Origin of the sequence: Zwartia panacis, from assembly GCF_030410395.1 — a bacterium.
In the GTDB taxonomy this organism is placed as follows: Bacteria; Pseudomonadota; Gammaproteobacteria; order Burkholderiales; family Burkholderiaceae_B; genus Zwartia; species Zwartia panacis.
Map to the genome: position 1 here is coordinate 337,237 of NZ_JAUHHF010000002.1, position 24,535 is coordinate 361,771.

Annotated in this window: 19 protein-coding genes and 1 tRNA gene; 5 read left to right on the forward strand and 15 right to left on the reverse strand. The window is 50.9% G+C overall.

Translation table 11 applies throughout. The features are described from left to right. Nucleotides 1-27: 27 nt before the first annotated feature. Both QWY30_RS04215 and QWY30_RS04220 read left to right on the forward strand, forming a co-directional pair. The gene (locus tag QWY30_RS04215) at nt 28-279 is read left to right on the forward strand and encodes a helix-turn-helix transcriptional regulator (RefSeq protein WP_290238478.1); all 252 of its coding nucleotides are present in this window, start codon (nt 28-30) and stop codon (nt 277-279) included. A 2-nt stretch (nt 280-281) separates the two neighbouring features. Next, on the forward strand, nt 282-1,517 hold the full coding sequence (locus tag QWY30_RS04220; RefSeq protein ID WP_290238479.1) for a DUF3631 domain-containing protein: 1,236 nt from the start codon (nt 282-284) through the stop codon (nt 1,515-1,517). Nucleotides 1,518-2,332: 815 nt separating this feature from the next. Here QWY30_RS04220 and QWY30_RS04225 read toward each other — a convergent pair. The 6 genes from QWY30_RS04225 to QWY30_RS04250 form a co-directional block, all read right to left on the reverse strand. After that, nucleotides 2,333-5,368, reverse strand: a complete 3,036-nt coding sequence (locus tag QWY30_RS04225; RefSeq protein WP_290238480.1) for a type III restriction-modification system endonuclease — start codon at nt 5,366-5,368, stop codon at nt 2,333-2,335. A gap of 133 nt (nt 5,369-5,501) precedes the next feature. After that, nucleotides 5,502-6,617, reverse strand: coding sequence for a Fic family protein (locus QWY30_RS04230; protein ID WP_290238481.1), 1,116 nt, complete (start codon nt 6,615-6,617; stop codon nt 5,502-5,504). Nucleotides 6,618-6,626: 9 nt separating this feature from the next. Next, the gene (locus tag QWY30_RS04235) at nt 6,627-8,570 is read right to left on the reverse strand and encodes a site-specific DNA-methyltransferase (protein ID WP_290238482.1); all 1,944 of its coding nucleotides are present in this window, start codon (nt 8,568-8,570) and stop codon (nt 6,627-6,629) included. A 50-nt stretch (nt 8,571-8,620) separates the two neighbouring features. Beyond that, nucleotides 8,621-9,421, reverse strand: coding sequence for a DUF4391 domain-containing protein (locus QWY30_RS04240; protein ID WP_353958794.1), 801 nt, complete (start codon nt 9,419-9,421; stop codon nt 8,621-8,623). After that, nucleotides 9,418-12,642 (reverse strand): helicase-related protein, encoded by a 3,225-nt coding sequence (locus QWY30_RS04245; RefSeq protein ID WP_290238483.1) that lies wholly within the window; start codon nt 12,640-12,642, stop codon nt 9,418-9,420. Before QWY30_RS04245 ends, QWY30_RS04240 begins: the two co-directional genes overlap by 4 nt. Next, nucleotides 12,639-12,788, reverse strand: a complete 150-nt coding sequence (locus tag QWY30_RS04250) for a UvrD-helicase domain-containing protein (RefSeq protein WP_290238484.1) — start codon at nt 12,786-12,788, stop codon at nt 12,639-12,641. Before QWY30_RS04250 ends, QWY30_RS04245 begins: the two co-directional genes overlap by 4 nt. A gap of 1,114 nt (nt 12,789-13,902) precedes the next feature. Here QWY30_RS04250 and QWY30_RS04255 point away from each other — a divergent pair. Further along, nucleotides 13,903-14,145, forward strand: a complete 243-nt coding sequence (locus tag QWY30_RS04255) for a helix-turn-helix domain-containing protein (RefSeq protein WP_290238485.1) — start codon at nt 13,903-13,905, stop codon at nt 14,143-14,145. 177 nt (nt 14,146-14,322) lie between these two features. Here the strand turns inward: QWY30_RS04255 and QWY30_RS04260 are convergent. The 6 genes from QWY30_RS04260 to tyrS form a co-directional block, all read right to left on the reverse strand. After that, a tRNA-Ser gene (locus QWY30_RS04260) sits at nt 14,323-14,413 on the reverse strand. Nucleotides 14,414-14,459: 46 nt separating this feature from the next. Next, nucleotides 14,460-15,077 (reverse strand): riboflavin synthase, encoded by a 618-nt coding sequence (locus QWY30_RS04265; protein WP_290238486.1) that lies wholly within the window; start codon nt 15,075-15,077, stop codon nt 14,460-14,462. Beyond that, complete coding sequence (gene ribD, locus QWY30_RS04270) at nt 15,077-16,282, reverse strand: bifunctional diaminohydroxyphosphoribosylaminopyrimidine deaminase/5-amino-6-(5-phosphoribosylamino)uracil reductase RibD (RefSeq protein WP_290238487.1); 1,206 nt, start codon at nt 16,280-16,282, stop codon at nt 15,077-15,079. Before ribD ends, QWY30_RS04265 begins: the two co-directional genes overlap by 1 nt. Before the next feature lie 2 nt (nt 16,283-16,284). Beyond that, nucleotides 16,285-16,755, reverse strand: a complete 471-nt coding sequence (gene nrdR / locus QWY30_RS04275; protein ID WP_290238488.1) for a transcriptional regulator NrdR — start codon at nt 16,753-16,755, stop codon at nt 16,285-16,287. Between the two features lie 51 nt (nt 16,756-16,806). After that, on the reverse strand, nt 16,807-18,051 hold the full coding sequence (gene glyA, locus QWY30_RS04280) for a serine hydroxymethyltransferase (protein ID WP_290238489.1): 1,245 nt from the start codon (nt 18,049-18,051) through the stop codon (nt 16,807-16,809). Between the two features lie 90 nt (nt 18,052-18,141). After that, complete coding sequence (gene tyrS, locus QWY30_RS04285; protein ID WP_290238491.1) at nt 18,142-19,368, reverse strand: tyrosine--tRNA ligase; 1,227 nt, start codon at nt 19,366-19,368, stop codon at nt 18,142-18,144. Between the two features lie 236 nt (nt 19,369-19,604). On the opposite strand from tyrS, the gene QWY30_RS04290 reads away from it, so the two are divergent. Beyond that, the gene (locus QWY30_RS04290; RefSeq protein WP_290238493.1) at nt 19,605-21,056 is read left to right on the forward strand and encodes a M23 family metallopeptidase; all 1,452 of its coding nucleotides are present in this window, start codon (nt 19,605-19,607) and stop codon (nt 21,054-21,056) included. A gap of 15 nt (nt 21,057-21,071) precedes the next feature. Then, entirely contained in the window at nt 21,072-22,208 is a 1,137-nt protein-coding gene (locus tag QWY30_RS04295) for an anhydro-N-acetylmuramic acid kinase (RefSeq protein ID WP_290238495.1), read from the forward strand. Between the two features lie 40 nt (nt 22,209-22,248). Here QWY30_RS04295 and erpA read toward each other — a convergent pair whose 3' ends face one another. From erpA to argC, 3 genes are all read right to left on the reverse strand, one after another. Further along, on the reverse strand, nt 22,249-22,617 hold the full coding sequence (gene erpA, locus QWY30_RS04300; protein ID WP_290193913.1) for an iron-sulfur cluster insertion protein ErpA: 369 nt from the start codon (nt 22,615-22,617) through the stop codon (nt 22,249-22,251). Between the two features lie 99 nt (nt 22,618-22,716). Next, on the reverse strand, nt 22,717-23,457 hold the full coding sequence (locus tag QWY30_RS04305; protein WP_290238497.1) for a DUF6776 family protein: 741 nt from the start codon (nt 23,455-23,457) through the stop codon (nt 22,717-22,719). 10 nt (nt 23,458-23,467) lie between these two features. Further along, on the reverse strand, nt 23,468-24,529 hold the full coding sequence (argC, locus tag QWY30_RS04310; protein WP_290238498.1) for an N-acetyl-gamma-glutamyl-phosphate reductase: 1,062 nt from the start codon (nt 24,527-24,529) through the stop codon (nt 23,468-23,470). Nucleotides 24,530-24,535: the final 6 nt, after the last annotated feature.

Below are 24,535 nucleotides of genomic sequence, written 5' to 3' on the forward strand. Positions count from 1 at the left end.
CGACGCCAACACTTTACGGAGATTTAAATGACACTCACCTCAAACGGCCCACTCAGGTTTGTCTCACTGAGTCAGGTCATTAATCAAACATCACTCGGCAAATCAACTATTGCACTATGGGAAGCAGATGGACGCTTTCCCAAAGCGGTACGTCTATGCCGCACAAAACGTGTTTGGCTTGAGAGCGACATCGATTCATGGATGCGGGATCAGTACAACCAAAAAATCGATTCAGAAATCAATGGCCTCTCGAAAAGTCAACCAATCAGCAGGAGCTAAAAATGACTCATCCAAATAATATTTTGAACGTCAACATACAACACGGAACTTTAAACATGAACCATACACATCGCTTTGACATTGAACCCTGGGCTGATCCAGTTAGTGGCGACGAGTTACTAGCTGAAATCTGCGAGCATTTGCGATCAGTTGTGATACTGCCTCCTGGCGGAGAACTAGCGATTGCTCTCTGGATAATACATACATACTTGTTAGAGCCCGCCAATTCACCACAAACAATTAATACATCACCAGTGTTGTCGATTAATTCTCCTGATCGTCAATGCGGGAAGAGCACCGTTAAACAGATACTCGATCGTCTTGTCGCTCGCCCTTGTGCAACGGATAACATCAGCACCGCTTCCTTATACCGTCTGATTGAGCAAGAGCAGCCTACACTTTTAATCGATGAAGCAGACACCTTCCTGATGCAGAGGCAGGAGATGATTGGTATTTTGAATAGTGGTTATCGACCCGACGGATTTGTCATACGCCAGGGCGGTACAAACTTTACTGACCCAATCAAGTTTCCGACCTGGGGGGCAAAGGCAATTTTCTCGATCGGGATTTTGCCGCCAGCACTTTACTCCCGTTGCATAAGTATCCCGATGAAACGAAAGCGTCCTGAAGAAAAAGTGATGCGCTTCAATGCGTACCTCCGTCAGCGCCAGGCTGATTTGCTAGACATTCGGCGCAAAATACTTCGATTTTCCTTAGACAACAGCGGTGCAATATCAATATGCACTCCACATTTACCCGAATCCCTTGATGACAGACAGCAAGATAACTGGGAGCCCCTTTTGCAAATTGCAACTCTTTGCGGTGGTGATTGGCTTCAGCACTCAATTCAGGCAGCCATCGAACTGAGCCCACCCAACCTATTAGATGAGACCAACCTGGCTGAGATGTTGCTTGCCGACATTGCTGGGATCTTTGATTTCAACGATGATGATCGCATTTCCTCTGCCAGCTTGCTACAGATGTTAATTACCGATCTGACGAAACCTTGGGTCGATTACAGGCGGGGGCGACCCATAACACAAAGCGATATTGCATCACTGCTGCGCCGTTATGGCATAAGACCTGTTGATCAACGAGTAAATGGCAAAGTTCTGAAGTGTTACCTGGCGTCTGATTTTGAAGATGCATTCGCCAGATATCTCGGAAGAGCCGCAACGCCGCAACAAAACATTCATCGTGCGATTGACGTGATCGAACAAAATTGGGAAAGTAGCTAAGGGTAAATCTCGCGTCTCAGCAGCATGAACCTCTGGATTCAAACCGCCCCCCCTGGTATGGATACGAGGTCTCTATCCGAGGGGGGTGCTATTGCTGCTGGTCCGACGTGATGCAAAACTAGTGCTGGGGACACATAAGGTAACCAATACTCTGCGCCCCCAAGATTTAGATAGGACGCACCATCTCGCGTAAAAAAGATCCAAGATGAAATTTCGTGATTCATTCGGTTACGCATTCAAAGCACAACAAGTACTTGTATTTATTAGTTTTTTTCAGGCTGACTTCGACTTTAAAGCTGTCAAAATAACTCAAAAATTTTATTGCATCTGCATGACTCGATTTAATTATTCGATAATCAAACCCACTCTGAAATGGTAATTGACCAGCAAACTCAGCCTTTGCCAATACTGTGCGATCATCGATCTGATTCTCAGCCATTACCTCAACAATGACATATTTAAGACTTCCATTCGACGCGTCGCGCAGGAAAATGAAGTCACAGTAGTAGCTAAGCACGGCATGTGAATAGGAATCGATATACTGGTTGAAGAAATCGGACTGGCCATGCATCAGCATTCCAGTAAAGTAACTCTTCTTCACATGCTGCTCACGCAGTAAATCCCGTAACAGTCAGTTCTCTGATCCGGAGTCTAGGCAGTAAGTGTCAAGATGGAAGCCCTTGGCGCGCTCCTCGTCCTTGGTCTGTTAGTCCTAAATCCGGACGATCTTGTCTTTTGCCGCTGACACCTCGCAGTAGCGGCTCGGGGACAGCTTGGTGTGCAGATCATCCCTTTGGTACGAAACTCACAACCAATCAACGTTTTGCAGCTTCCGTCAGAAGGTCGCCAATTGACCGCGCTACTACATACCGAGCTGGGTTCTCTGATGCAGCCAATGATTCAAAATGCGCTTTGCCACACTCAATCTTTGCACTTTCCGTGTCTCGAAGGTCATCAACAAATAGGCTGCTCTTGGTTTCAACCACAAAATAAAGTCGCTGTTGCCCGTCATCCTCGACCAACACAGCCCAATCTGGGTTGTAGCTACCCAATGGGGTTTGGACCTTGAACCAGCCAGGTAACTTTGCATACAACTTAATCGCGTCATTCTTTTCAAGCGAATCAGCAAAGTCCCGCTCCGTTGTCGAGTCGTACACCACATGCTCATAGATGGATTTTTTTGCGTCCATCAGCATGTTTTTGACGTAGCCAGTCAACTCTTCCTGATCGAAAAGCTCCTGGACATAGACGTGCTGATCTCCCAGTTTCTGATACTTAATACCATCGATCAGGGCCATTCGTTTGCATCGATTAATCACTGAGGCAACCAACTCTATGAATTGCTGCGGGTTACGTTTGAAGTCGTCTAACCTTCCGGACCCAACCAAGATGTTGGTTAGCGAACGGCGAGTCAGATGTGTTCGATCTTGCAAGTCTGTCAACAAATCAGGCAACTCAATATCAGCCTCTTCGAGCAACACAGTTGATGCACCACTTTTTTCTGTGGCTAGAACGCCTGCCTTGCCAATTGCAATGTCTGCTTTACGCCATTGAAGACGTGTTTTAGGAATATCGGGGGCTTTTTGTAGCGCACTGATGCAATTAGCGATCAGCTTTGGATTATCAAACTGCACACGATAGGTTGTCTGTTGTTTGATGCGATCCCATAGCTGTCTGAACTCGTCGCTGAGATAGATGGCTTTGCCATCTTGGCCTTTACGCAGCGGTACCTGCTTTCGCTCATCGGCATTTTTGATTTCGAGACGCCCTGACACTTTACGTAACACCTCGACAATTTGCCCCCTTTGCCCGTCGAACTCGGCTGGAAGCTTCAGCACACCATCTTTAATTGCCGTTCTCAAGCTGTCCTGCACCTTGCCTTTAGCGTCAATGAAGTCTGCTGCCTTCAGATAATCCCACAACACCCTTGACTGCTCGACACCCAATGGCACCGCATAGCCATCTGGTGCTATAACCGCAATCGCTGCAAATTGATGTGGTTCGACAATGCCAAAACGTATGCCGGTATCAGCCTCAATTTCTTTCTGCAAGTTCTCTGCAAATTGTTCGTAGTTTTCAGTAGCAATGACCGTCAACGTATTGACCTCAAAGCCTCTCACTCGCTCGCCATGTTGATTAACGCACAGTCGCAAACCACGACCAATGGTCTGCCGACGCTCACGCTCAGTCTGGATATTGCGCAACGTACAAATTTGGAAAACATTGGGGTTGTCCCAGCCTTCCTTTAGCGCAGAATGCGAAAAGATGAATTTCAGTGGCGTATCAGAGGAGAGCAGCTTTTCTTTCTCCTTCATGATCAGGCTGTACGCGCGTTCGGCATTCTCGCGATTGGCAGCATTGTTTTCGGCTGTATCCGTCCAGCCTCCCTTTTTGTCTATAGAAAAGTAGCCATCGTGTACTTGCTCGGCAGCCGTTTCCAAGTCAATCTCAGCAAAAAGGCACTGATACGCCGGCAACTTCGCGGCCCTTTTATATTCCTCTTCAAAAATATGAGCGTACTCACCTTTGACCGAGTTACCGTTTGCATCGTACTGACGGTACTTATCCACAGCATCAATGAAAAATAAAGACAACACCTTGATGCCTAATGGCCGAAGGCGTTTCTCTTTGTCCAAATGCTCCCGAATTGTGCGACGAATCATTTGCCGTTGTACAGCTAGCGCATCCACATCGCCATGAGCCTGGCCCGGTTTTAGAAAAACCTCACCGCCTGGGTAACGTAACTCCATGAACTCATCACCCTTGGCAGTGTTGATTTCACCAACCCGAAAATCTGCATAGATGGGGCGCTTAGCAGCCTGTTCGAGATCATCACCATCTGAGGCGACCATTTCTTGTCGCCTCACACCAGAAGCCGTGTGCACATCTAGCTCGACCTTAGCGCTGATAGTCCCTCGCTTGTTGCTAAGAGAAACTAGCCGAACGAAAGGTTTGTTGTGCGCATCCTCGACCGTGGCTGAGGCCACCTCGATCTGCTTGACCAACTTACGCTCATACGCGTCGACTGCATCGAGGCGATACACCATGTGGTGCTTATTTACGTGCGTCGCAGAATAGCGGAGTGTGCATAGTGGGTTCATGGCATCTAGAGCCTCTTTACCCCGCCCATCGAGGCCCCCGTCAACGCTTTGAGGCTCATCCACAATCACAATCGGTCGGGTAGCTTTTATCAAGTCGATAGGCTTTTCCCCGCCAGTCTTCTCGCTGTCCTTGTATAGATTGTTCACGTCCTTTTTATTGATGGCACCAACAGTCACCACCATAATCTGGATGTTGGAGCTAGTCGCGAAATTGCGCACCTGCCCAAGCTTGCTTGAGTCATAAAGGAAATAGTCGAATGGAACGCCCGCATACAGCCCTTTGAAGTGATCCTCGGTAATCTGAAGGGTTTTATAGACGCCCTCCTTGATCGCGACTGACGGCACCACAATCACAAACTTGGTGAAACCGTAACGCTTGTTTAACTCCAGAATAGTGCGCAGGTAGACATAAGTCTTACCTGTGCCAGTCTCCATCTCAACCGTGAAGTCACCAGACGCCAAACTACCGGACGGTGGAAGGCCATGACGTAACTGAATTTCGGCAAGATTTTTTTCCAGTTCATCATCCAACAGGGTCAAACGGTTGCCAACCCCTAAGTCAGACTCAGCCATCCCCAAGATCAGTTGCTCTGACTTCGTGCCGGGGAAGAGGTCTGAGCTTTCATGCACCGGTGCTCTCATCGTCACGGTAAATTCAGTGCGACAGACCTCCTGACCCCGAAACAAGTCACACACAGCCTCAATGGCCTGCATCTGATGGTCAAGGTTTGGTTCAAAATGTAGTTTCATGAGGCTGTCCCGCTATTGATAGTCTTTCAGACCGTTGTGGAGTTTGTGCATTCCACAAATAGACTAGTGGAGTCTAAATCATAAAATGGACTCCACAAATAATCTAGTGGAGTACAACCGTTCCTTAAAAATTTCATAGTATTTCCCGGCCCTCGGCCAGGTTGATCAATCTCGGAAAGCACAGGGTGGCAGCGCGGCGGCCGCTCCCCGAGCGCAACTCTCGCAGGATCCCAGCGTCACGTAGTTGTCTTAGCAATGCTGGCGCGGTCTTTTCATGAATACCGAAGTCAGTAACAAGTTTGTGCGCTAGATCCGAGGTGCGAAAAATGGGCTTGAAAAAAATAGCATCCAACAAATGAACCGAATATTGCGAGCGCGTAGTTTCCTGGATGGAAAGCTTCATTTCATCGTACAGAGACTTTATTGCCTCAACCCGCGCTATGTTCTGACCCGCCTGCTCAATAATGGCTCGCAAAAAGAACGCGATCCAACCGTCCCAATCACGAATAGCCGAGATTGCCTTAAGCCTTTGGTAATACTCATCTCGATGATTCTCTAGGTACTCTGACAAGTAAAACATGGGCTGTGACAGTACCCGCTTCTGATATAGGAACAACGGAATCAAAATTCGTCCTATCCGCCCGTTCCCGTCTTTGAAAGGGTGCAGCAACTCGAACTGCGCATGAACGATTGCAGCCTGGACTAAGAAGTCAATGTCGTCGCCGTTGAGGTACTCCTCCCATGCCCCCAGATAATCAGGCAGTTGAACAGGATTCGGCGGCACAAACGTAGCTTGTTCTAATGTGCAACCTTGGCGCCCGATCCAATTTTGATCACGCCGGAATTCGCCGGGGGTTTTGTCTTGACCACGCACACTGTCCATCAAAATCCGATGAAGCTCCCGCACAAAACCGAGTCGGATAGGATACGTCTCCAATTGTTCTCGTGCTTTGAATAGGGCTTGTCGATAATTGGAAATCTCTTGTATGTCCTTGTACTTTTCGCCCTCTTTAAGCAAGCCGGCTTCTTGCTCTAGCACTTCATCTACCGTCGCTTGTGTGCCTTCAATTCGAGAGGAAAGTACGGCTTCCTGAGTAGTCAGTGGTGAGAGCATGACAGCTGGATTGGGAATGGCGGCAAGCAAACCATCGTAGCGGGCTAGAGCCGCATTGGCTTGGCCGACTAGCGGCAAAAGCGAACGGTAGTCGAGCTCGTCCAAAGGTAAGTCGTCAGGTACGTAAGGCTGCATGTTTTGAACTCACAAACTACGAATATTTTGGATACCGTTCTGTTCAAGAATGGCGGCTAGGTTGGTCTTGGCTACATCGTCAGCGAATGCACTATCGCGAAATACACAAGTCGTGTCACCAACTGGTGTCAACTCTTTGTGCCACTCAATAATGCCTTGAGCCAAAGACTCTACCGCATCCCGAGAAATTTGTTGACTCAAACACGCCATTAACACACCACCGCCTACGGAATGCACGTTGAAACCTGCAATGACTCGCCGCTCAATCGGCACGCAAAGGTCTAGACCAAGCTTTAAGAGCAATTCGTAAAGAACGTCAGTTTCAGATCGACCTTCAACTAGATGATCCTGGTGCTCAAATAGCGTAACCTCCAGGTCAGCCGGGTTTGGATTCCACGCGCGAATGTTGGAATGGTCAAGTTTGAAGACACGAAAGCCAGTATCTCCAGAGAATAATGGATTGTCCACTTTCACCTTTGCAGCTGCACGACGAAGGCGTTCTTTGGTTAGTTCGGCGATCGTGCGTGGCTTACCTAGCTTGTCGCAAAAATCAGCTGCAGCCTTTTGATCATTATTGGTAGGATCAAGCAGCTCCGGCAATTGGGCAAGAATGAAGCGCCGACTACCATTGTCGAGAGCGTTTTGGGACATAACCGCATGAGCAGTCGTTCCGGAACCTGCAAAGAAATCGAGAATTATCGCGGACTTGTCGTTTGCGGCCATTTCGATAATGTGACGAATTAGACCTACCGGTTTTGGAAAGCTAAACACCTTTTCACCGTCAAAAAGCGTTTTCAACTCTCTGGTTGCCTTTTTGTTGCCTTCGAGCTCTGACCACAAGTTCGAGGGCTGTTTTAGTCTTCCTTCGAGATAGAACTTCTGATACACCTGCCAAACTTCTCGACCATCCCTAGTCACTTTCTGCCACTCAATAAGTCCGGCTGAAACCATCTCCTTGTATCGCTCTTTCCCGCAAATCCACCGACTATCGTATCCAGCGGGTGATACCGGAAAAATTTGTTGCCCATCGGGTGCTGTTAAGGCGTAGTACATACTAGGACGATCCTCACGCCTATCCTCCCCTCCAGTTCGACGTAACGACCTCGTGAGATATTTGCCGTTCGCATCTTCCTTGTCATAGATGGCAGCATCTTCGTCTGTGAATTCAACTCCATGTATTTCAACGTCTGGATGGCGAAGATAGATCAATATGTTGTCAGTCTCATTGACCAATGCGCGGAAACCACCACCCGTAGGGGTTCCAGTAACCCTTGCAACACATCCTGCGTAACACTCCTGACCGAAGATATCGTCGCAGATCGCTTTGAGGTTTGCTAGTTCGTTATCGTCGATTGAAATAAAAATTGCGCCGAGCGGGCACATGAGGTTTCTCACTAATTTCAATCTCGGATACATCATATTGAGCCAGTCGGTATGAAACCGCCCACTGGCCTCTGTGTTGCTGCTGACCTTCTGCCCGCCTTCTACCTGCCCAGTCACCTCAAGATAATTCTTGATGTTGTCTTGAAAGTTATCTGGATACACGAAATCCTTGCCCGTGTTGTACGGGGGATCAATGTAGATCAGCTTGACCTTCCCGGCATAACTTTTCTGCAACAGCTTCAGGACCTCAAGATTGTCACCTTCAATCATCAAGTTCTGTGTAGTCTCCCAGTCTACGCTCTCCTCTGGGAAAGGCCGCAACGTACCTGTGCTTGGGGTGAGTGCTAGCTGACGCGCTCGCCTTTTGCCATGCCAGGCAAGACCGTATTTCTCGTCCGCATCCGTAACAGTGAAATCACCCACCAGCGTTTTGAGAACATCAACGTTCACTGAGGTCCCATTTGGACCCTCAGTAATCAGTTCTGGGAATAAGGCTTTCAACTGATCAATATTACCTGCCACTAGATCCGCTGATTTTGCTTCAGGGCTACTTTTACTGATTTTTTTCATTGTCTTTTCCATCTATCGTTCGTATGTCCGAATTTCATGTCTAGAATGAATCAAAGCTGTTGTTGCGCGGCGAAAAGCTCAGCTCTTATGCATTTGATCGTCAGGTTCAATTCAACCTGTCTTGATAGTTGCTTTTCTTTCGCAGCCTGTTTCTGCAGACGGTTGATCTCGGCGCTGATGCGTTCGCAATCAAGCAACGCCTGCCGTCGCGCCACAGCCTGCTCGCGGGACAATGGGATACGGTAGCTTCCCGTGAGACGGGCAGCAGTAAGAGTCAGCAGCCGATCGATCCAACCTTGATACAGCTCATGCAAATTAGTTTGAGGCTGACGCGATACAGCCATTGACTCAATAAATGCAGCCTCGATCTCAGCCGTATCAGCAAGTTTTTGATCAGTGACGCTTCCCGACTCTTCCGCGAGAAGAGAGACACTAGTTACGGCATCATCGAGCACAACTTTGCCAGCCTCATTCTGTGCCCAACGCTTGTGAGCAACGGATAGCATGAGTGTTTGACCGTCAACCATTAACAAAAGCAGTGGATACGGTACAGCCCGATGGACCAGCTCGGCCAAACGGGATTTGCCGGCTATCTTGATGGTACCCCGTAACGTGATCGACAAGACTGTAATTTCAAGATATTCACGCACTGGGTCCCGATACTCTGGCACGCCGATGGTGGTGGGCTTAAGTGCAGCGACCCATTGAATCTCTTGAACCGCGTCAGTTAATAATCGTTTATCGGCTGCGGTTGGTGCGCCATTCTCTATAAATAACTTCTTTGGGACGCGCTGCTCCACTCGAGCACTGACAGGAACAGATAAGGCATCAATAACATCCTGCGTATTCATGACCCGTATTCCGATAGTCCCGACTCATCAGGAAGCACGGCTATAAATGCCACCACCTCAAAATCATTACTACCGGCGAACTCACCTTTGATCGCATGTGTACCGCCGGGCGAGAATAGGCTTTGGACAGCTCGTTCTTCATTTTTGCCTGCAACCGAGGCCACTGCTGCAGCAAGCAACTTTTGAGCACTACGCATATCCTCGCCCTGCTTAGTCATCCTGTCGAATCGATTGCAGGCTCCCAGGTCTGGGGCTTCCCGTCCTAGCGATAGTCGCTTCAGTCGATCTAGTGCACGCTTTGCTTGCGGATAAGGTAACAACACGGCGCCATCATCGCCAACATGCACTAGGTAATGAGGCGCTAATGGGTAATCGGCCTCTTGGCCTTTGAGAGCAGCAGGGCCACAAGCCTGGAGACAAAAAATAATGCCCGGTGGGATATCAGCATCCAAGGTTGTCGTAACAGCAAAGGTGCCAAGTGGCTGAGCGTCGATTTTGCCGGGGTTTGCCTTTACATATTGGGCCAGGTCAATGCGGAAATCAGTCAGAGTTAAATCCGTGATCGAGACCCCCGTGGAAAGATCCTCCATGTCGATCACTGTATCTTGCAATTTAAGCAGTTGCTTTCGGCGATACTCCAGATCATTCATCGGGTTTCCTGATTGCTGCTCAATCAGGTTTTCTTCACCGGTCGCCGAAATATCCAGAAGCACCATCCGGCCGCTTACCCGCTGCTCGAGGTTGATGTATTCCTCTAACTGCATGTTGGGCCAAAAATTGACCAGTTGAATACACTGGTTTGGTGACCCGATTCGGTCGATTCGACCAAACCGCTGAATGATCCTCACCGGGTTCCAATGAATGTCGTAGTTGATTAACCAGTCACAATCCTGGAGGTTCTGACCTTCAGAAATACAATCTGTGGCGATCAACAAATTAATCTCACCTTCCGCTGCGAGCTCTTCGGGACGCTCCTTAGCGCGGGGTGCAAATGCCGACAAAACGCTGCCCATGTTCTTACGCAAACCAGACAAAGTTGTCTGTATGCCAGCGCTGCCAGTCACTAAAGCGGCGTCGATTCCCAGTATGCTTTTCGCCCAGGGTGCAAGCTGTGTATAAAGATAATGTGCTGTATCCGAGAAGGCGGTGAAAACAATTATTTTCCGATTGCCGCTGTTGATAGGACGATGGCATTTATCTTCGATCATCTGACGAAGGGCAGCTAGTTTTGCGTCACGGCTAGCGTCAACCTGTTTTGCGGCCGCGAGCAATGTTGCGAGCCTATTACGGTCTTCGATTAGATCCTGTTTCCAGCGAATTAGGTCTACATCACTGAGCAACACTTTGACTTTGCGGCCTACGAGCAAGGCCTCGAAAGCGGGGTCGTCTATGTCAATATCGGCGATATCAATTTCTTCCAGCTGGTTGCTGTGTGACTCGATATGCGCCAATGTAGCTTCCACATCTTTAAGCTGCCTTTGCACGGTCAATGTAAATGACGAAACTGCACTTTCCATGCGCTTGAGAACATTGACGCGCAGCAGGTGAATGAGACTTTCTTCACGGTCTACTTGGCGAAAAAATCCCTCACCACCTCTGACCTGCATACTGTATTTCTCATCGTAGGCCGACTGCTTGTGTGGCAGGACGTAACGCAGCGGTGCATAACTGGCCAAAGTTAAGCGGCGAATTTCCAAGTTAATTTCACGGATGGCGCGAAACTGACCGGCTAGGTCCACGTCTGCTTTGATATTGATGGGAGGTAACCGGTCGGGGAAGCGCCCAGTTTCACTGGTTCCGTAATATTTCTCGACGTGTCGCCGAGATCGCGCGATTGTCAGATGATCCAGCAGCGTGAAATAGTCAAAACCGAGCATTTCAACCAATTTTGACGGCGTCTTCTCGGACTCGTCTATCGCTAACCAGCGATTGAACTGGGCTTGAGCCTTGCGAGTAGTAGCATCAATACTGGCGATGCCATGCTCTGCCAACGCAGTGTCATCACCTTCGGTGACAAAGGCTATTTGGTTGCGTAAATCAGCCAGTCGATTATTGACTGGGGTGGCCGAAAGCATTAGCACTCGGGTCTTGACCCCCTCCTTGATGATGCGACGCATCAGCCGGTCATAGCGTGATTCCTTGCCTTTGTGCGTTGCCTTGTTGCGAAAGTTGTGTGACTCGTCGATAACCACCAGATCATAGTTACCCCAGTTAACGTGTGACAGATCAATATCGCCTGAGGTACCACCGTCTCGTGATAGGTCGGTGTGGTTTAGTACGTCGTAGTTAAACCGGTCTGCCGCGAGAATATTGCGCTTATCGTTTGCCTTATACAGCGTCCAGTTATCTCTAAGACGCTTGGGTGCGAGTACAAGAACACGATCGTTACGAAGTTCGTGATATTTGATGATCGCCAGCGCCTCAAAGGTTTTTCCTAGACCAACGCTGTCGGCAATGATGCAACCTCCAAATCGGTTGAGCTTATCAATGGCGCCAACCACCCCGTCACGCTGAAACTTAAACAGCTTTTTCCAAACAACCGTTTTCCGGATACCAGTCGCGGATTTGACGATCTGATCCTCATCCATATCGTCACTGTTATCACGGAAAAGATTGTGCAATATCAAGGCATAGACTGAGTAGGGATCACGATGTTCACCAATGGCTTGCAAATCCTTGACCAGAGGCTCAATTGCACTGCCCAAATTCTTGCTACTGCCTTCTAAGCTCGCCCACTGTATATCAAACCACTGCGCGAGTTGAACAGCCTCTTCACCAGACTCGGACGCCTGGATCAAGCTCAACGGATTCCCTGGAGCAATCCCCAGGCCAGCCGTACTAAAAGCAAGTGACCCTAGAATGACTTGCTTCGGATTCCCGTCAGAAGTACGTGTCACCACCGCACCTTGCGGCACCGGCCCGAGCGCACGTCGAATGTCTACTTTTTCAGTCAACCATTTTGAACACTGATTGGCCAACCAACGAGCCTGCAACCGGTTACGAGCAGCACGGTCCCCGTCGCTACCCAGAAGCTCGAGCGACCCTCCGTCCGACGGCAGGATCAACTGGGTGCGACTCAAATCAACCAAGGAACTACGCAATTGCTCAAACGCAAATAACGAAAACGTCGGCGTAATTAATTCGAGCTGGTTCCCTGGCCCCAGGTGCGGCTTGATTAGATCGATAACTCGGTCTGTCCCAGTATTGCGGATCAGCTTCATAAATGACAATCCTGTGTCAGCGATTCCGAAGCTACACCTTGGTGAGTAATTAGGTACACAATTCTTTCGACGAGGGTGAATGTTCTGCCAGAGCCTGGGCGTGCAATGATCAATAGGGGATCTTCAGTTGCAAGTACTGCTTGCATCTGGCTTGGATTTGCTCTCTTGTTGATAGCAGGAGTCTTCAAAGAATTGTGGCTAATTTATATTTAATCTGGAGTTGCCCTCACGTTACCAGATGTAAGCAAAAAAATGAATCATCGCTATGTGCAAGGGATATAAAAACAGCACCGTGACAGCGTTGTGAGTAAATCAGTGGATGAATTTTTTGCTCTCAGGGCTAATTTTTATATTGGCGCTTGAAATGTTGCCAAAGAAGTGAAAAAAATTGTAAACAAAGTTCTTGCTGAGAAAGTTTTCAAACACTGTTCTTTCATATAACCATTGCTAATCAGCTCATCAGCTCATCAGCTCACTTTATTCTCGACGTAGAGCCCTTCAAGTTTCTATCCTTAAAGGGTGTTGCGCTGTTGCGGATGGTTCGTTAAACCACAATAGAAAATTACTGCAGCACGCTAAGGGGGATTTCTTAAATCTTCGCCTCTGAAGTTAAGTGACTATTTAGTATTCATTTTTCAATTTGAAAAAGACCCATACTCCTGCGCGCATCCTGTGCCAGGTTTCTTTAAAGTCATTTAAAAGACTGTCGAGATCCGCTCTTAAAACATTTATTAACTCAGCGCTTCATTAAAGCGCTTAAGTATTACGTTCCAAAGATCATGGGCCTGTATTCAAAAGTTAAAAATCCCTTGAAAATGAACTGGGTGCAATTCATTTTCCGGCCTAAGAGCAAAGTAATGATTCGGACAGTTGAGAGGCATCAACAATTAAACCTTGACTGTTAACGTGCAAACCTCTCCGACACGTGGCTCGACTTGGCGCATTAGCTGAGCCATATTGCTCTTCCCAAACATATATCGTTATGCCGTCAGGTAACCTTACGGTTCGACTTGGCGGGCCATATGTAGAAATAGCTTGGCTAATGTTTTTGCCTTGCCATCGTGCTGAAACTGTCTGGCTGTTTGGGACAGAACAGCCGCTGATTCCCCATGTGATTGCGAGAAGTGCTGAAAAGATCTTGATGTGGTGAACAGGTTTCAACTCAGAGTCCTTTTGTTTTTACTCAAGGCATAGAACTAATTGTCATTTTGTAGACTATAGTACGTGGACTGTCAATCCACATCGACCGATAGTTGTCGGGTGAAAAGACAGTTCCAATCCATCAAATCAACTCTTGCTAATCGCGTACGTGATCGGCGGAAAGAACTCGGCTTGTCTCAAGAAGCGATGGCGGATCTGACTGGGATCGATCGCACTTATGCGAGTCAAATTGAGCGAGCAGTTGCGAACCCTTCACTTGAAGTTCTCGTCAACATAGGCAACGCATTAGATCTTGATGTCGTTGACTTGCTGCTTGACCAAGCCCGCGGGCGAAACAGTTAGTACTGGAGTCCTCATACCCCGGGGGTACGTATCTGATAGTCCCGTGGGGGGGAGCGCCTCATAAGCCAATCTTTGCATACGGCCAACACTTGAGGCCGGTATCAAATACGACATGAGGGAACGATTGAGGGAACCAAAAACAAAACCCCCAGCAAATGCACTAGGGGCTTGACAATTTGGCGGACAGAGGGGGATTCGAACCCCCGATACGCTTTGAACGTATACACGCTTTCCAGGCGTGCGCCTTCAACCACTCGGCCACCTGTCCGTTTTACTTCAAGCCCGCTATTCTAGCATTAACGGCATCAATGCCATTACCGGGGAAAAGACAGCATCCTTTGGACATACCGTGCGATGGTGTCAACCTCCAGGTTAACCTTCTGACCAACCTTCAAGTACTGCAGGGTGGTGACAGCGATTGTATGGGGGATAAGATTGATACTGAACTGCGTCCCGCCCGCCAAATCTTCGACTCGGTTCACCGTCAAGCTCACACCGTTCACTGTGATGGAGCCTTTATAGGCTAAAAATGGTCCCAGAGACGCGGGCGCCTGCACGATCAGCTCCCAGGACTCACCGACGGGTTCGAACTTGACGACCTCGCCCAGACCATCCACGTGACCGGACACGATATGGCCACCGATCTGGTCGCCCACGCGCAGGGACTTTTCCAGATTGACTGGACCAGGCACATCCAGCCCCATCGTCAAGCGCAAACTTTCCCTTGAAACATCTACGGCAAAACCCTCGGCATGCTTGGACACCACCGTCATGCAGGCACCTTGAATCGCGATCGAATCACCCAGCCCCACATCGCTCAGATCCAATCCTCCCGCGTGAATGACCAAATGCACACCCGCATCGGCCTGACCGCCTGCGAGAGGCTCAATTTTTTCAATGCGACCTACGGCCGCGACAATTCCTGTAAACATTAAAGTGCCTGTCCTGTGGTGTATTCGGTCAGATGAATTTTTTGCATGAGCTCGCGCCAATGTTCGGGCAAACGCGCCCGTAATCGAACATCGGCACCGAGCTGCTTGAGATCGGTGAATTCAAAGCGCTGCACGCCCTCGAGCTTGGTCAAGGCAGGTAATTGCGCCATCCCCATGCCTTCACCCAGCAACACAGGCGCAAGATAGACCAATAATTCATCGACACAATCCGCGTTGAGCAAGGCACCGTTCAACCCGGAGCCCGCCTCGATATGAACCTCGTTGGTGTCATGCTCGCCAAGCCATTTCATCATGGCGCGCATGTCGACGCGTCGTCGCACTCGTCCCGCGACAGGCGCAGACTCTTCGGGCACGTACACGACCTGCACGCCGCGATCCGTCAGACGGGCATATTTTTCGGCGTTTTGATCACCCGTAAAAATAATCGCGCCTTCGCCCTTCAGAATAGCGGCGTCTTCGCTGATTTCAAACCCGGGATCAATGACGGCGCGACGCGGTTGACGAACTGTTGCGACATGTCGGACGTTCATTTGCGGATCATCTGCGCGAACGGTCCCGATGCCAGTCAACACGACGCAACTGCGCGCGCGCCAGTGGTGGCCATCCGCACGGGCCTCGAGTCCAGTGATCCACTGTGATACGCCATTGGACAGCGCAGTACGACCATCGAGCGAGGCGGCGATTTTCATCCATACATACGGAACGCCACGCGTCATACGAGAAACAAAACCCGGATTGACAGCGAGCGCAAGATCCGCACAAACACCGACATTCACCTCGATGCCTGCTTCGCGTAATAAACGCATGCCACGACCTGCGACATGGGGATTGGGATCAAAATGAGCAAAGACCACGCGTTCGGGTCGAGCCATGATCAAGGCATCGACACAGGGTGGCGTGCGGCCATGATGGCTGCACGGCTCGAGTGTGATGTAGACCGTCGCACCCTCGGCATTCAACCCGCGTGCCTGCATATCGTGCAGTGCCATGATCTCGGCGTGATGCGAACCAACCGCCTGAGTGGCGCCACGACCAATGACCTGCGCATTACGCACGATCACGCAACCCACTCGCGGATTAGGTGACGGCACATAAAGCGCCTCCTCTGCGAGTGCGAGCGCCTGACGCATGAAAAAGACATCTTGGTCGGGATTACGCAATTCGAGAGACTGGGAAGATTTCATATTCAAGTTTTGCGCTGCGCGGGCGGACCCTGCATTTCGCGTATTGCCTCGACAAACTCACCGATGTCTTCGAAACTTTTGTAAACGGAGGCAAAGCGCACGTAAGCAACCTTGTCGAGCTTTTTTAATTCGTTCATGACCAGCTCACCCAGGAACTCGGTCGAGACTTCTCTTTGCCCACTCGTCAAGAGTCGCTCCTCAATTCGAGCAACGACTGCATCGACCTCTTCAGTGCTGACAGGTCTTTTGCGTAGCGCAAGTGACAAGCTCGCACGCAACTTGGACGCTTCATAATCATTACGGCTGCCGTTGCGCTTAACGATCGTTGGCATCTCGAGCTCAGCACGCTCGTAAGTCGTAAAACGTCGATCGCAAGAAGGACAGCGCCGACGCCGACGGATGAAATCACCCTCATCCGCACCTCTGGAGTCGACTACCTGCGTATCGGCATGCCCACAAAAGGGACACTTCATAGGGTCGCCTTGATCAAAACACTCGGGGCAACGCTCTGCGTTGCCCGAAGATTAACGGTAGACCGGAAACGCAGCTGTCAACGCATTGACGCGCTCGCGCACAGATGCGATGTTCGCTGGATCCCTTGGATTGTCCAGCACGTCAGCAATCAAATTGCCTGTCAGCTGAGCTTCGGTTTCTTTGAATCCACGTGTCGTCATCGCAGGTGTGCCTAAACGAATGCCACTCGTCACAAAGGGCTTTTCCGGGTCGTTTGGAATCGCATTTTTATTAACAGTGATATGTGCTTCGCCCAAAACAGCTTCGGCTTCCTTGCCCGTAATGCCCTTGGCACGCAGGTCGACCAGCATGACATGGCTTTCAGTTCGGCCAGAGACGATCCGCAAACCGCGCTTGACCAATGTCTCGGCCAATACTTGAGCATTTTTGACGACCTGGGCGGCATAAGCCTTGAACTCAGGCGTCGCAGCTTCACGGAACGCGACAGCTTTGGCGGCAATCACATGCATCAGCGGACCACCCTGAATGCCCGGGAAAATAGCGGAGTTGATCGCCTTTTCATATTCAGCTTTCATCATGATCACGCCACCGCGGGGACCGCGCAAGGACTTGTGCGTCGTAGAGGTGACGAAATCAGCGTGAGGAACAGGGTTGGGATAGGCACCGCCTGCCACCAATCCCGAATAATGGGCCACATCAACCAGGAGGAGTGCGCCGTTGTCCTTGGCAATGCGCGCCAGACGCTCGAAGTCCATACGCAACGAATAAGCCGAAGCACCCGCCACGATCAATTTGGGTTTTTGCGTTTTGGCGAGCTGCTCCACCTTGTCGTAGTCCAGGACCTCGTTGGCATCCAGACCGTACTGATGGAAATTGTAGAGTTTGCCCGAAGCATTGACAGATGCGCCGTGCGTCAAATGGCCGCCCTCTGCCAGACTCATACCCAATACAGAGTCGCCGGGCTTGAGTACGGCCAGATAAACAGCCTGATTGGCCTGGGAGCCAGAGTTGGGTTGCACGTTCGCCGCCTCGGCACCGAACAGTGACTTGAGACGATCGATCGCGAGTTGCTCGACGATATCCACATATTCGCAGCCACCGTAGTAACGCTTGCCTGGGTAGCCTTCGGCATATTTATTGGTGAGTTGTGTCCCCTGTGCTTGCATGACCGCAGGGCTGGCGTAGTTTTCTGACGCGATCAGCTCGATATGCTGCTCTTGCCGCGTATCTTCTTTCTGAATGGCTGCCCAGACATCGGGGTCAACACGGTCTAGAGTGAGTTTGCGATCAAACATAGGAATCCTGGCTAAATTAAAGGCGAATATTGAATACCATTAGTGTACTGCGCCTCGCCCATGTAAAAGGGGGAGTGCGCAGAAGGGGGATTAAGCGACAGTGACGCGGGCGAACTTGCGCTTGCCAACCTGAATCACATAAGTACCCGGGACAACTTGCAAACCTTTGTCTTCCACCCGGTTGCCATCGATCCGGACGCCGCCTTGCTCAACGTTACGTTGCGCTTCAGCACCGGACGCAACGAGCCCGGCCTCGCGCAAGAGCTTCAAAATCCCGACAGGGGCACCCGCAACGGTGACTTCAGGCATATTTTCCGGAATGGCACCATCCCGGAAGCGTGCCTCAAAGGCGGAAAGTGCCGACTCGGCAGCCGATTGCGAATGGAAACGCGCGACAATTTCCTGTCCCAGCATCACTTTAGCATCGCGGGGATTACGCCCAGCTTCAATCTCGGCACGAAGTGCGGCAACTTCCTCAATGCTTCTGAACGATAGCAAATCAAAATATTTCCACATCATCGTGTCTGAAATCGACATGATTTTGCCAAAAATGGACTCGGGGGCCTCGCCAATACCAATGTAGTTGTTCTTGGACTTCGACATCTTTTCGACGCCATCCGTCCCCTCGAGCAAGGGCATCGTCAAAATACACTGAGGCTCTTGCCCATACTCTTTTTGAAGCTCTCGGCCGACCAACAGGTTGAACTTCTGGTCCGTACCGCCCAGTTCAAGGTCGGATTTCAACGCAACCGAGTCGTAGCCCTGCATCAAGGGGTACAAAAACTCGTGGACAGATATCGGCACACCAGCCTTGAAACGCTTGGTGAAATCATCGCGCTCCATCATGCGGGCAACGGTATAGCGTGAAGCCAACTGAATCATTCCGCGGGCGCCCAGCGGATCGCACCACTCGGAGTTGTAACGGATCTCGGTTCGAGCCGGATCAAGCACCAGGCTCGCCTGTGCGTAATAGGTACGGGCGTTTTCCTCGATCTGCTCACGTGTGAGCGGCGGACGTGTCGAATTACGCCCCGAGGGATCACCGATCATGGACGTAAAGTCGCCAATCAGAAAAATCACGGTATGACCAAGATTCTGCAATTGCCGCATTTTGTTGAGCACGACAGTATGCCCAAGGTGGATGTCCGGAGCCGTAGGATCCAGACCTAGCTTGACTCTGAGGGGAACACCGGTTGCCTGGCTACGCGCCATTTTTTGGGCAAACTCTGTTTTAACCAGCAGCTCGTCGCAGCCGCGCTCAACTATTCGTAAGTTAGCTTCAACTTCTGGTGTAATCGCGTATTTTGAGGGCAACATAAAAGAAGTAAGCCAATTTGATCGGTGAAAGTGACAAAAAAAGCTGTTGGATCGCTCGAAATCGGCTAACATACTTTTTTACAAGACTGACATCATACGCAAACTAATGTTGCTCTGCCACGCAAAAGCCGGCTTGAGTGTGGCGTATAAGCATCGTTTTCCAAAAACGATGCCCTGAATGATGGGGTCTTGCGTAATGAATCTACGACTAAAGTTGTACACAGGATATTGACTTGATGCAATTTAAAAACCAAACCACTCCGCCGCACGCTTTCAACACCTCGGCTCAGGTGCCGACTGGTCAACAAGAAAGTCGTTCAGGCATGGTACGTGGTTTGGTTTTTAGCGCCATCCTGATCCTTGGCCTGGGCGCCGTTGCCTTTGGAGTGATTCAGCCCTCCCAGGTTGACGCAGCCGACGGTAAAACTTCGTCTGCAAACGCAACCCCGCCGGAACAAAAACTCGTTCTCAATGTCGTGGAAGTCCCAACGCCGGCTGAAACACCCGTTGTCGAACAGGCTCCCGAAGAGAACCCCTACATCACCGAAACCCGGATTCGCTCAGGCGATACCCTTGCGACCGTCCTCAAACGGCTTGAAGTCACCGATTCCGCGCTATTGAATTTTCTGACTCGCGAGCCCAAGGCACGCTCTTTTTACAGGTTGAATGTGGGTCGCTCCGTACAAGCCGCCACCAATGACAACGGTGACTTGCTGTGGGTTCGTTATTACCATACTCCCAACTCCGATTCGAACGGAAAAGGGATCGCCAAGACGCTCCAGATCACCGCGACCAAGTCTGGATATGTGGCCGAAGAGCTTTTACAACCTCTTGAGACACACGTAGAAGTCGCAGTTGGAACGATCCGGTCCTCGCTCTTCGCGGCAACAGATATCGCAGGCATTCCTGATCCCATCACCTCTCAAATGGCTGAAATTCTCAGCAGCAAGGTCGATTTCCTCCGAGGTCTTCGCCCCGGCGATCAGTTCCGCGTGGTGTACGAAACGAGAACGATTGGCGGACGTCCAGCCGGTTCTGGTCGAGTGTTAGCCCTTGAGTTCGTCAATGGCGGAAAAACGCATAACGCAGTCTGGTTTAGCCCCGATGGTCAAACAGGCAGCTATTACAACCTCGAAGGTGAAAGCCTGAAGGGCGCGTTTCTGCGCAGCGCGCTCAAATTCTCCCGTATCAGCTCGACTTTCGGCATGCGCAAATTACCGGGACTTCAAGCCTGGTCTGGCCACCATCCAGGCGTCGACTACGCCGCGCCAATGGGTACGCCCATTTATGCCACGGCAGATGGAACTGTCGAGTTTGTGGGCTGGAGAAATGGCTATGGAAACACTGTCATTCTCAAGCACCACAGCAAAATCACCACGCTGTATGCGCACCAAAGCCGCTTTGCTGACGGTCTCAAAGCCGGCAGTAAAGTTTCACAGGGCGATCTGATCGGTTATGTCGGTTCGACTGGCTGGTCCACTGGACCTCATCTGCACTACGAATTCCGTGTCGCTGAAAAACCCATCGACCCTTTGACTGCCACAGCAAACATGCCAACAGCCCAACCGCTGGCTGAAGAGCACCGGGAAAAGTTCGCCCAGGCAGTGGCGCCCTACAAGCAACAGTTGCAAGTCCTTGCAAAGTTCCAGGATGCTGTTCCTGAAATGAGCAACGTTGCAAGCCGCTAAAGCATCGCTGCTTCTTTGACAAAGCCTGATCTATATATTGGACTCATGTCAGGCACCAGCCTGGATGGTGTGGATGCTGTTCTTGCCCGCTTCGATGCAAACGGCTCACCCTCCCTGCTGGCACGCGCTTCTGTCGACTTCCCATCGACCCTTCATGACGAGCTTCTCGCTCTGAATATAGCCGGTGCCAATGAGCTCGAACGCTCCGCGCTTGCAGCCAACAGTCTTGCACGACTGTATGCACAGGCCGTGGAAGCATTACTCGGTCAGGCACGTATTTCACCCAAGCAAGTCGCCGCACTCGGCGCGCACGGACAAACTGTCAGACACAGACCAGACCTTGGCTTTACAGTCCAACTCAACTCTCCTGCTTTGTTAGCCGAACTCACCGGAATTAGCGTCATTGCAGACTTTCGCAGCCGCGATGTCGCGGCAGGTGGTCAGGGCGCCCCTCTTGTTCCGATTTTTCATGCCGGTGTCTTCAAAGCGCCCCACACGCGCGTGATTCTGAATCTTGGGGGAATTGCCAACATCACGATTCTGCGCCCCAATGAGGCACCCAAGGGCTTTGATACCGGTCCCGCAAATATGCTGATGGATCTTTGGTGCGCGAAACACACGGGATGTGCCTTCGACGAGGATGGCGCCTGGGGTGCCCAGGGCGAACATGACGCTTCGTTGCTAGCGTTTCTACTGAACTCTGAGCCTTGGTTCGCCATGCCTGCACCAAAATCAACCGGAAGAGACTTGTTCAGTCAGGAATGGCTAGAAACGCGCCTGACAGAATACAGAATGAACGCCGGGCTGAACAAACAGTTACTGACTCAACGTGAAGCACAAAATATCCAGGCTACGCTCAGGCGTCTCACAGCTGAAACCATTGCTCAGTCTGTTCGCGCTTATGCAGCCGATGCGGAGGAAGTTCTCGTGTGCGGTGGGGGCGCGCGTAATGCGGCATTGATGCTTGATCTACAAAAGATCATGCCCTCACCCGTGAGAACCACGGAAAGCGAGGGCATCGGTACTCAGGATGTAGAGGCGCTAGCGTTTGCCTGGCTTGCATGGGCGCACCAGCAAGGCATCACAGCCGGACATCCCGACGTGACAGGAGCCCGCGGGCATCGCATACTGGGTGCTTGCTGGCCAGCTTGATCGGAGAGCCTGACAGCTTGAGCCGCAGGCATCAGGAAAATCAGACTGAGAACGAAGAACCGCAGCCACAGGTTGTCGTCGCATTTGGATTGCGAATGACAAATTGCGAACCCTCGATGTCTTCTTTGTAATCGATTTCCGCACCAACCAAGTATTGAAAACTCATTGGGTCAACCAGCAATGCCACGCCGTTTTTTTCAAGTGTGGTGTCATCTTCATTGACGTCCTCGTCAAAAGTGAAACCGTACTGAAAACCCGAACAACCACCGCCTTGCACAAAGACACGCAGCTTGAGATTGGCGTTACCTTCCTCAATCAGCAAATCTTTGACCTTTGCGGCAGCAGAGTCGGTAAAAAGGATAGGCGTGGGTGGTGCCTGAAGATCGACGGTTTGGCTCAATGTGCTCATGTTTAGCTCCTGCCCTGCTTAAGGGCGACTATCGCAGTAAAACTGGTGTCAGGGATACCCGACTAAGTTGCTCAACTATAACGCAACTTGCAGGTGAAACTAAAGATCAACCTTGCGCGAAGCAAGGACAATTTCACCCGACAAAATACTCACCACCACGGAAGTTGGCTGAAAATCCGTGGGCAAAGCCAACACGCCCTGACTGCGCTGAAACTGGTCAAAACTCAATTTGAGACTGTCCTCACCCTGCGTCGCAGCGCCAAGCGTATTAAGCGGGGATTTTGATGCGCCAGCATTGGCGACCCGCTGAGAGGGCTGCAACACGGCACTTACCTCTTGTCCATCCTTGATTCCACTGGCCACGAATTGCAATCGACCGTTGAAGCGCTCCCCGGGCTTGCCACTGCGCATTAAAAGCACTCTGAACGCCAAGGTCTGATCTTGTCTCTCCAGCTCGACTGCGCGTAAAGCAATCGCACCTTGAGGACCAGGTGGCAGGAGCTGCTCGTAAAAAGCCAGATGATCCTGAGTGCGACCCAGCTCCTCCTGAAGGCCTGCCAAACTTTTCTCGAGCTCGGCGCGTGCGGCTTTCTCTATCGTCAACTCATTGCGCAGCTGCTGCGTGGCAGCGTTGGCCGCCGTGACCTGCCCCTCGAACTCGAGGCGCATCTGCGCCTGAGCAGCCTGTTGCGTTCGCAGCTCAATCTCAAGCGAATCCGGGCCCGAACGCTGGGTCAAAAAAAGACCCGCCCCCAACCCGGAAGCAATCAACGCGATGGCTCCCAACACCCAAAAAACCAAGGTTTTGAAGGGAAACTTGCCGCCAGAAAGTCCGCTCAAAAGAAAATCCTCAAGGCAAAATCGCAACCTGATTCAGACCGACCGTATCGGGCAAGCCAAACATCAGATTCATATTTTGAATTGCCTGACCCGCTGCACCTTTAACGAGGTTGTCCTGCACGACCAGAATGATTAAACGATCCCCATTGCCCGGACGATGCAAAGCGATACGCAATGCATTGGAGGCACGGACCGAACGTGTATCAGGCAGGCTGCCAGCCGGCATGACATCCACAAACGCTTCGTTGGCGTAGCGCTTTTCAAACAAGGCCTGAAAATCAGTATCGCGCGCCTCAGGCAAAATCCGGACATAAATGGTACTCAACATACCGCGAATCATCGGCACAAGGTGGGGCACAAAAGTCAGGCCAACTGAAGTGCCGGCCATGCGATCGAGCTGGGCTTTAATTTCCGGATGATGACGATGTCCGGCAACACCATAGGCTTTGAAATTATCCCCCGCTTCGGAAAACAGCATCCCGACCTCGGCCTTGCGACCTGCTCCGCTCACGCCGGACTTGGAGTCGGAGATGATGTCTGTCGTATCAATCAACGGCTTGCCGCCTAGCAAGGGGGCCAAGCCTAGCAAGATCGTCGTCGGGTAGCATCCGGGATTGCCAATCACACGGGCACGTGAAATCGCTTCGCGGTTGAGCTCAACCAAACCATAAACGGCTTCATCGAGCACTTCTGGGCAGGTGTGCGGTATCTTGTACCAATGCTCAAAGGTCGCAATATCTTTGAGACGAAAATCAGAGGCCAAGTCGATGATGCGCACGCCAGCCTCGAGAAGCTCTTTGGCCTGACTCATCGCCACACCGTGAGGCGTCGCGAAAAACACCACATCGCAACCGGTCAACGGTGCTTTTTCAGGTGAAGAAAAAGCCAAATTCACATGTCCCCTCAAATTGGGAAACATCTCGGCGACAGGCATGCCGTCTTCTTTGCGAGAGGTGATCGCATGGAGATCGACCTGGGGGTGCTGCGACAAAATACGCAGGAGTTCGACACCGGTATAACCAGTGCCGCCAACAATACCGACTTTGATGCGTTTGGATGAGTTTTGTGTCATGTATGT

Excerpts from the sequence above, each read along its gene's own strand:
- QWY30_RS04215 (WP_290238478.1), top strand. The coding sequence starts at position 28 with ATGACACTCACCTCAAACGGCCCACTCAGGTTTGTCTCACTGAGTCAG.
- QWY30_RS04220 (WP_290238479.1), top strand. The coding sequence starts at position 282 with ATGACTCATCCAAATAATATTTTGAACGTCAACATACAACACGGAACT.
- QWY30_RS04225 (WP_290238480.1), bottom strand. The coding sequence starts at position 5,368 with ATGAAACTACATTTTGAACCAAACCTTGACCATCAGATGCAGGCCATT.
- QWY30_RS04230 (WP_290238481.1), bottom strand. The coding sequence starts at position 6,617 with ATGCAGCCTTACGTACCTGACGACTTACCTTTGGACGAGCTCGACTAC.
- QWY30_RS04235 (WP_290238482.1), bottom strand. The coding sequence starts at position 8,570 with ATGAAAAAAATCAGTAAAAGTAGCCCTGAAGCAAAATCAGCGGATCTA.
- QWY30_RS04240 (WP_353958794.1), bottom strand. The coding sequence starts at position 9,421 with ATGAATACGCAGGATGTTATTGATGCCTTATCTGTTCCTGTCAGTGCT.
- QWY30_RS04245 (WP_290238483.1), bottom strand. The coding sequence starts at position 12,642 with ATGAAGCTGATCCGCAATACTGGGACAGACCGAGTTATCGATCTAATC.
- QWY30_RS04250 (WP_290238484.1), bottom strand. The coding sequence starts at position 12,788 with ATGCAAGCAGTACTTGCAACTGAAGATCCCCTATTGATCATTGCACGC.
- QWY30_RS04265 (WP_290238486.1), bottom strand. The coding sequence starts at position 15,077 with ATGTTTACAGGAATTGTCGCGGCCGTAGGTCGCATTGAAAAAATTGAG.
- ribD (WP_290238487.1), bottom strand. The coding sequence starts at position 16,282 with ATGAAATCTTCCCAGTCTCTCGAATTGCGTAATCCCGACCAAGATGTC.
- nrdR (WP_290238488.1), bottom strand. The coding sequence starts at position 16,755 with ATGAAGTGTCCCTTTTGTGGGCATGCCGATACGCAGGTAGTCGACTCC.
- glyA (WP_290238489.1), bottom strand. The coding sequence starts at position 18,051 with ATGTTTGATCGCAAACTCACTCTAGACCGTGTTGACCCCGATGTCTGG.
- tyrS (WP_290238491.1), bottom strand. The coding sequence starts at position 19,368 with ATGTTGCCCTCAAAATACGCGATTACACCAGAAGTTGAAGCTAACTTA.
- QWY30_RS04290 (WP_290238493.1), top strand. The coding sequence starts at position 19,605 with ATGCAATTTAAAAACCAAACCACTCCGCCGCACGCTTTCAACACCTCG.
- erpA (WP_290193913.1), bottom strand. The coding sequence starts at position 22,617 with ATGAGCACATTGAGCCAAACCGTCGATCTTCAGGCACCACCCACGCCT.
- argC (WP_290238498.1), bottom strand. The coding sequence starts at position 24,529 with ATGACACAAAACTCATCCAAACGCATCAAAGTCGGTATTGTTGGCGGC.